6 protein-coding genes are annotated in these 7941 nt (G+C 34.9%); 2 read left to right on the plus strand and 4 right to left on the minus strand.

Annotated elements, in window-relative coordinates:
* The first annotated feature begins 197 nt into the window (after window positions 1-197).
* Window positions 198-779 carry a tRNA-(ms[2]io[6]A)-hydroxylase gene (miaE, locus tag JF259_RS15155; RefSeq protein WP_199116528.1) on the plus strand — a complete coding sequence of 194 codons (582 nt, stop codon included), beginning with the start codon at window positions 198-200 and terminating at the stop codon, window positions 777-779.
* Here the strand turns inward: miaE and JF259_RS15160 are convergent.
* The 4 genes from JF259_RS15160 to JF259_RS15175 all read right to left on the minus strand — a co-directional run bounded on the left by JF259_RS15160 (window position 776) and on the right by JF259_RS15175 (window position 5807).
* Window positions 776-1303, minus strand: coding sequence for a porin family protein (locus JF259_RS15160; RefSeq protein ID WP_199116530.1), 528 nt, complete (start codon window positions 1301-1303; stop codon window positions 776-778). The genes miaE and JF259_RS15160 overlap by 4 nt on opposite strands.
* Window positions 1304-1402: 99 nt before the next feature.
* Window positions 1403-2308, minus strand: a complete 906-nt coding sequence (locus JF259_RS15165) for a Ppx/GppA phosphatase family protein (protein ID WP_199116532.1) — start codon at window positions 2306-2308, stop codon at window positions 1403-1405.
* A gap of 1 nt (window position 2309) precedes the next feature.
* On the minus strand, window positions 2310-4370 hold the full coding sequence (gene ppk1 / locus JF259_RS15170; RefSeq protein WP_199116542.1) for a polyphosphate kinase 1: 2061 nt from the start codon (window positions 4368-4370) through the stop codon (window positions 2310-2312).
* 945 nt (window positions 4371-5315) lie between these two features.
* Complete coding sequence (locus tag JF259_RS15175; RefSeq protein ID WP_199116545.1) at window positions 5316-5807, minus strand: SixA phosphatase family protein; 492 nt, start codon at window positions 5805-5807, stop codon at window positions 5316-5318.
* Between the two features lie 689 nt (window positions 5808-6496).
* Here JF259_RS15175 and JF259_RS15180 point away from each other — a divergent pair.
* A partial coding sequence (locus tag JF259_RS15180; RefSeq protein WP_199116547.1) for a PKD domain-containing protein occupies window positions 6497-7941 on the plus strand: 1445 nt, incomplete at its 3' end.

Consider the following 7941-nt stretch of genomic DNA (forward strand, 5'->3'; position numbering starts at 1 on the left):
TCAACGTGAATAATGGGTAAGGAATTATGTTAGTTTGAGTGCCAAATCTGTGATTTGGTGTATCGAAAACAAATAAATTTCCAACTAAAAGTACTTCTCGATACTAAATTCTTCCAGAATTTCACTCGAAGTGACATTAGAACTCTTAAACATTATTCACGTTAATTTTGTTACTTTGCAATAAAAATATAGTAAAAATGTTAGGCTTAAAATTACCAACAGATCCTAGATGGGTTAATATTGTTGAAAAAAATATTGAAGAAATACTTACGGATCATGCTTTTTGTGAGCAAAAAGCAACAAGTACTGCCATATCGCTCATTGTAAGTTTTCCAGAATACACAGAATTGGTACAGGAAATGACAGCCTTAGTAAAGGAAGAGATTAGTCATTTTAAAATGGTACACGATAAAATCATTGAACGCGGTTGGACTTTGGGCAGAGATCGTAAAGACGACTATGTTATTGCGCTTACTAAATTTTTCCCTAAAGGCGGTAGCAGAACGACCCAACTAGTACACCGTTTATTATATGCCGCGCTTATTGAAGCCAGAAGCTGTGAACGTTTTAGGTTGCTTTCCGAAGAATTAAAAGACCAAGAGCTGGCTGCATTTTACAAGAATCTAATGGTAAGTGAAGCGAATCATTACACCATGTTTTTAGGTTTTGCCCGGAATTACGGAAATAAAAAAGAAGTTGACACCAAATGGCAGCAACTTCTTGAATATGAAGCTAAAATTATGGCCAACCTAGGTAAAACCGAGGCTGTTCACGGTTAAAATTTATAACCGATACCTAATTGAATGTTTGTGTTAATGGCCTCTGCATTTTGATTATCATCAAAAATATTTGAAAAACCATAGGTGTACCGGGCATCAAAAAAGAATTCGTGGGACAGTTTAATTTCTAATCCCCCAACACCAGAATAGGCAAAATTCCTAATACCATCTTCGTGCTCGTATACTTTTACACCAACCTGTGGCCCTGCACCAATATGAATACGTTCACTAAGCCTAAACTTAAACAATACGGGCACTTGTATATAATCCAAACGTAAAGCGCTTGTTTTTCCTCCTTCAGAAGAAAATTGTATTTCCGGCATTAGAGCAAAGGTCTTCGTAAAACCATACTCACCAAAAAAACCAATCGCAAATCCGTTTCTGTGTTCGTTATCCATGATGGGCGTCCCATCAAAATCCAAATTAGAAATGTTGTAACCTGCACGAACACCATATTTTGTGCCCTGTGAAAATCCATAAACTGATACACAAAGTAGTACAGCTAGTAGTAATGCTTTTTTCATAATTAATAGGTTTGGGTTTAAATTAATAGCAAACAAAATGTAAGCGAATATATATTTTTTAATGAAAAGAAAAATATTTACAAGGTGAAGTGCACAATTTTACTGTGTATTGCTAGAAACGGTATCATAATATATACTTTTAATAATCCCATCGGCCAAACCAATTTTAGGTACATATATATGCTTGGCCCCACTCCATTTCATTGCAGATAAATAAATACGCATGGCAGGAATTATTACATCAGCCCTATCTTGATTTAAATCCAGTTCGGTTATACGTTCTTCATAAGAATAACTCTGTAAGGTGTTATAATAGGAGGTTAAATAAAAGTAAGTAAGCGGTTTTCCCAAGGCCTTTCCCGATATTTTAAAAATCTTGTTAATGTTACCTCCAGATCCAAGCACCCTAATTTTATCAAACCCTTTGGCATTCATAACGATCCAGGTTTCCAGTTCCTGCCAAGTTTCTTTTTTAACCATATCGTTTAGTAAACGTACCGTTCCAATCTTAAACGACCTAGAGGCAATTTGCCTACCATTGTGGATTACGGTAAATTCGGTACTACCCCCACCTACATCAACATATAAATAGGTTTTACTATTGTCTATATATTTATTTATATCGGTAGCCGCAATAATAGCTGCTTCTTCTTCTCCATCAATAACATCAATACTTACACCAGCTTGTTCGAGAACCAAATCTACAACCTTTTTCCCATTAACCGATTCGCGCATGGCAGAAGTAGCACAAGCTTTATACTTAACAACCTTATGGGATTTCATGAGCAATTTAAAGGCCAACATAGTGTCTAAAAGCCGCTGGGTGTTTTCCTTTGAAATTTTATTTTTTATAAAAACATCTGCCCCTAAACGAATGGGTACACGAACCAAAGAGCTCTTTTTAAATTGAACAGGTTTTCCTTTTTGTTCTATAATGTTTGAAATAAGTAATCTCACTGCATTGGATCCAATATCGATAGCAGCATATTTTTTTATTGAGAGCATATTAATTATCTAACTTTTTTAAATAATAATCGTAAATGGCAAATTGGGATCTAATTTTAGGCTTATTATTTTTTCTATATTCATTTTCCTGTGATGCATTTAATAATCTGGCCTTTACATTATCGTTCCAACAAATGTTAAAGGTGTCTATAATTTCCTTTTTTATGTCTTTATCATAAATTGGGCAACTCACTTCTACCCTATTATCAATATTACGTGTCATCCAATCAGCAGATGAAATATACACTTTAGGATCTTTACTACCAAAAATATAAATTCTGGAATGCTCTAAAAACTTGTCGACAACACTAATAACCTTTATGTTTTCGCTCATCCCTTCTACCCCCGGAATTAAACAACAAATCCCTCTTACTATCATTTCAATTTTTACGCCTGCCCTACTCGCTTCATACAGCTTATCCACCATTTTATAACTGGAAATACTGTTCATTTTTAAACGTATGTAACCTTCGCCGCCCTGCTTTACCTTTTTTATTTCTTCATTTATCAATTTAAAAATAGAAGACTGTGTATAATGTGGCGATGTAATTAAATGCTTGTATTTATATATTCTGTAGTTGGTATCAAAGAAGTTGAAAATTTTATTAACATCCTTTAGAATACTCTGATTGGCAGTAAACAAGGTATGATCTGTATAAATCTTTGCCGTAGACTCGTTAAAGTTTCCGGTACTAATAAAACCATAACGCCTTATCTTTTCACCTTCCTCCCGTTCTATAACACACATTTTACTATGCACCTTTAAGCCCTGAACCCCAAACACAAGATGCACGCCTTCGTCTTTCATTTGTTGTGCATAGTCGATATTCGCCTGTTCGTCAAATCGCGCCTGTAATTCAATAGAAACCGTTACGACCTTACCATTTATGGCAGCATTTATTAAAGAACTGGCAATATGTGATATTTCGGCCAAACGGTAAATGGTAATTTTAATGGTCTTAACTTTAGGGTCTAAAGCTGCTTCCCTTAAAAACTTTACCACATAGGAGAAGGTTTGGTACGGTGCATAAAGCAGATAATCTTTTTTGGCTATTGCTTCAAATTTACTAGCCTCTAAACTAAGTCCCTTTACCGGCAATGGCTCAATCTTGTCATAAAGCAAATCGGTTCTACCCAAACTGGGAAAACTCATATAATCCCTTCTATTATGGTAACGTCCACCCGGAATAATACTATCGGTAGTATCAATACCCATTTTAGACATTAGATACCCCAGCGTATCGGCTCCAATTGTTTTATCGTAAACAAAACGAACCGGCTCACCTTTCTGTCGGTGCTTAACACTGTCGGATATCTTTTCCATAAAACTTTTACTCAAGTCACTTTCAAAATCCAATTCCCCATCCCTCGTAATCTTAATCATATGTGCAGAGATCGTCTTATAATTAAAGATATTAAAGATTTCCCCTAAACAATACCGCAATAAATCGTCTATTAAAATAATGTAATTCTTATTGCCTTGCTTAGGTAATTCGATAAAACGGTTAATAGATTTTGGGATTTCTATAAGGGCATACTGCTTATTTTCATCGGCCATTACCATTCTAACTGCTAGATAGGCAGCACTGTCCTTTAAGTTTGGAAGCACAACCAAATCACTCAAGATAATGGTTACTAAAGCTGGGCTTACTTTACGTATAAAGTAACGCTTAATAAAGTCATGCTGTACACTATCAATTTGGGTTTCATCAATAATATAAATATTCTCTTCTTCTAATCGTTTATGAATGGTATTTAAAATCGATAAACTCTCTGTTTGTTGCTTTATAACAATTTGTGTAATGATCTCGAGTAATTCTTTAGCCTTAATTCCCCCAAGTTCGCTTTTACCGCCTTTACCGGCTTCAACAATGCGTTTTACAGTAGCATATCGAACTTTAAAAAATTCATCCAAATTATTAGAAAATATACCTAAAAAACGAAGTCTTTCTATTAATGGAACCGTTTCGTCTGAAGCCTCTTGTAGTACCCTCGCATTAAATTGCAACCAACTTATCTCTCTGTTTATATAGCTATTGTTTACCTTATCTGCTTTAATCATGAAGCATCATTAATTATATTACAATTATATTCATCCATTTTACCAGAAAAATAAGCACCCGATAAAATGCAAATAAACATAAGGCATTTTCTATAAATAACCATGCTTTAATCGAAAAGAATTCATCGCTCCCTCGTTGGGGTGTCTGTTGGAGTCCAATGAAATCGAAGGTGCATGAATCCATTAATATGAAACCACTGACGTTCAGAAGTTTGACAAAAGACCGCTCAGCTTTTAGATAAATGGGATGTTGGGTTTTGGGTCTTGGGTCTTGGGTGTTGGATGTTAGGTACTGAATACTGGGTAATGGGTCTTAGGTCTTGGGTCTTGGGTTTTGGGTGTTGGGTGTTGGTTACATTATTGTACAACTTTAAACTTCAACTCTTAGCTGTTAGCAGTTGGCTTTTAGCCTTCAACTGTTCATTGTTCATTGTTCATTGTTCACTTTTCGTTTTTCGCTTTAAACTTTAAACTTTCAACTTTACACTTTCCACTTTTAACTCTTAACTATTGGGTACTGATTACTGAATACTGAATACTGAATACTGAATACTAGGTAATGGGTCTTAGGTTTTGGGTGTTGGTTGTTGGTTGTTGGTTACATAATTGTACAACTTTAAACTTTAAACTTTAAACTTTTAAACTTTACATGGGCTGTTAGCTGTTCACTTTTAACTGTTAACTTTTTGCCGTTAGGTACTGACACTGAATACTGAATACCGAATACTGAATACTGGGTAATGGGTCTTAGGTCTTAGGTCTTGGGTCTTAGGTTTTGGGTTTTGGGTTTTGGGTTTTGGTTGTTGGTTGTTGGTTGTTGGTTACATATATTGTACAACTTTAAACTCTCAACTCTTAGCTGTTAGCAGTTGGCTTTTAGCCTTCAACTGTTCATTGTTCACTTTTCGTTTTTCGCTTTAAACTTTAAACTTTAAACTATACAATTTAGTTCGGTTTTAAATCCCTTGGAAATAAGGTTTGAACCGTCCTTCCCTTTTTTAAGTCAGCCCAACGGGTAATATCAAATTCAAGTACTACCACCCCACTGGTAGGCACATTTTCTATATAAATATGACCATAGATATTAACAAAATCTGTGATGGCATGATTGTGCCCAAAAACCATCAAGTTGTTAACAGTTTCATCGCAAGCTTTTATAACCTCCAGAAGGTTGTAACCTGCAAAATCATACAGATCATGTTTTAAATGAAAAATAGCAGAATCAATATCCAATGTTTTAACAAAAATAGCTGCAGTAGATTTTGCCCGATTCGCATCACTGGACAGCACCAAGTCTGGAGGCCTTAAACTTATTTTAAAATACTTAGATACTAATTTTGCATCATTTACCCCTCTCTCTTTCAAAGGACGCTCATGATCAATTACATCATATTCCCACGACGATTTGGCATGTCTTATTAATGTAAGCGTTTTCATACGTTTAAATTTCAGTAATTATTAATATAAAATTAATTATAAAATTGAGAACGTATGCAACCACTACGCTCTCACATTAAAAATTTTAAACATTCCCTTTTGTGAAAAAATGCTTAAAATTTATTAATGTTCGTTTCATCAGTTGGTCTTTATGGTTTTTCAATAGTCAGATGTAATACCCATACATTCTCCCCTCAATACGATAGAATTTTTAGCTATGGCATTTCATTAACGTTCGATTAAAAGCACTATTTTATCGATAAAATGTTGTTTTTCTCGACAAAAAGCATTTAATTTGTTTGTTAGTAAGTATAAAAATACAACTTTTAACCGATAAACACCAAGAATTATGGGCATAAACACGAATCATAACACTTTGACAATCGTTAAATTAATCAATAAAACCGATGAACTGAAAACACCTCACGCGTTGTCGAGTTTTTAAGTGATTTAACACTTTTTTTTGATTTACTAGCAACATATATGTTGTTTTGTATAGCTATTAACTGAAACTATGATCCCAAATCTAATTTCACATACAAAGTTTTTAACGTTGGTGTGCAACGTTTTTCCCTCATTACTTTTTTATACGAACCAATTATGTCTGTACCCTAAATTAAGGTATCAGTCACTATTATAATAATTATATATTTAAAAGTTGCTATTAGTCAAAACAAATCTACAAGCTTATGAAAACAAGTACTTATAGTTTATTATCAAAAACAAGATCACAGATAAAAAATTGTCTGTACATCTTTGTTTTTCTATTTATTGGACTTTCCAATGTCAATGCAGCAGACTGTATTATAGATACAGCAGCAACAGGTGGTGACAATGTCATGACAGGTGCTGAATTGGTGAACTATATCAACACCAATAGTTGTACTGGTACTATAACAATTACAAATGGTGTCCAAATACAATTACATACAGATATTACAATTCCTAGTGTAATTGACAGGCTAATTATTGAAGATGGCGGGCAAATCATGTGGTTTGAAGATGTTACCTTAACATTAGCTCCAAATTCAGCTATTGTTATAGAAGATACTACTGAATTGGATACTTCTCATGGAGGAGATGGAGCAATATCTTCTGATGGACAATGTAATAATAATAGAAGAATTAACATTGGTTCTTTTGAGTATTCCGCTTGTTCTGGTGGAGGTAATGTATGCATCATTTTTAGTGAAGTAATTGCTGCTGGTGGAACCATACAAATTGATCCTGACTTTGGCGTTATTGACGGAACCGACAATCAAGTTTGCTTTGCGCCTACATTAATTGATGTTGAATTGAATGGATTTGTTCAGGGGACTCCTACCTATTTATGGACGGTTAAATCTAAACCAACAGGTTCAACAGTTACTTTCAGCCCAAGCAATACTGTTGAAGACCCAACAGTGACAGTCTCTGAGCCAGGCTCATATACCTTTAACATTGCAGTAACAATCCCTATAAGTGATGAGTGTGTTTCTACTCTAATAACAGTTGATGCTGATGTTGAAATAGAGTTTATAGATACTATTTCCGTGAATATTATGTCCGTAAACCCAGGTGGTGGTGGCACTTGTAATTTGGCAGTAGATTTTACAGGATCTGGAACAAATGCAGGGCCTAATTCGACATATTATTGGGATTTCGGTGATGGAAACAATAGTGCCCTTCAAAACCCATCACATACTTATGCAACTGGAGGCGACTATACGGTTACCTTAACAATTACAGATCCTGATGCTATAGCTGATTGTAATACAGCAAGTGCTTCAGATACAATTACAATAACAGATACACCTCCAACTATAACTTGTCCTCCAACAGTAAATGTTATTGCTGACAATGGATTATGTACTGCTTCAGATGTTGATCTAGGCAATTTACTTCTTTCCGATGATTGTGATATTATCAATGGAAATATTAGCAATGATGCACCAACATTATTTTCTGTAGGAACAACAATTGTTACTTGGGAATATACTGATGCATCTGGCAATACAGTTACTTGTGAACAAAGCGTGACGGTGACCGATGATGAAAAACCATCCATTACCTGTCCCGCAGATATTACAGATGCCGTGACCTCTGATGGAGGCACCGGTGATTGCGAGGCTACCGTAAGCCTTGGCTCTCCTAC

It is taken from the genome of Snuella sedimenti, from assembly GCF_016428595.1.
Lineage (GTDB): Bacteria > Bacteroidota > Bacteroidia > Flavobacteriales > Flavobacteriaceae > Snuella > Snuella sedimenti.

What these genes read in the sequence shown, in the direction of transcription:
- miaE (WP_199116528.1), top strand. Translation starts at nt 198, where the DNA reads ATGTTAGGCTTAAAATTACCAACAGATCCTAGATGGGTTAATATTGTT.
- JF259_RS15160 (WP_199116530.1), bottom strand. Translation starts at nt 1,303, where the DNA reads ATGAAAAAAGCATTACTACTAGCTGTACTACTTTGTGTATCAGTTTAT.
- JF259_RS15165 (WP_199116532.1), bottom strand. Translation starts at nt 2,308, where the DNA reads ATGCTCTCAATAAAAAAATATGCTGCTATCGATATTGGATCCAATGCA.
- ppk1 (WP_199116542.1), bottom strand. Translation starts at nt 4,370, where the DNA reads ATGATTAAAGCAGATAAGGTAAACAATAGCTATATAAACAGAGAGATA.
- JF259_RS15175 (WP_199116545.1), bottom strand. Translation starts at nt 5,807, where the DNA reads ATGAAAACGCTTACATTAATAAGACATGCCAAATCGTCGTGGGAATAT.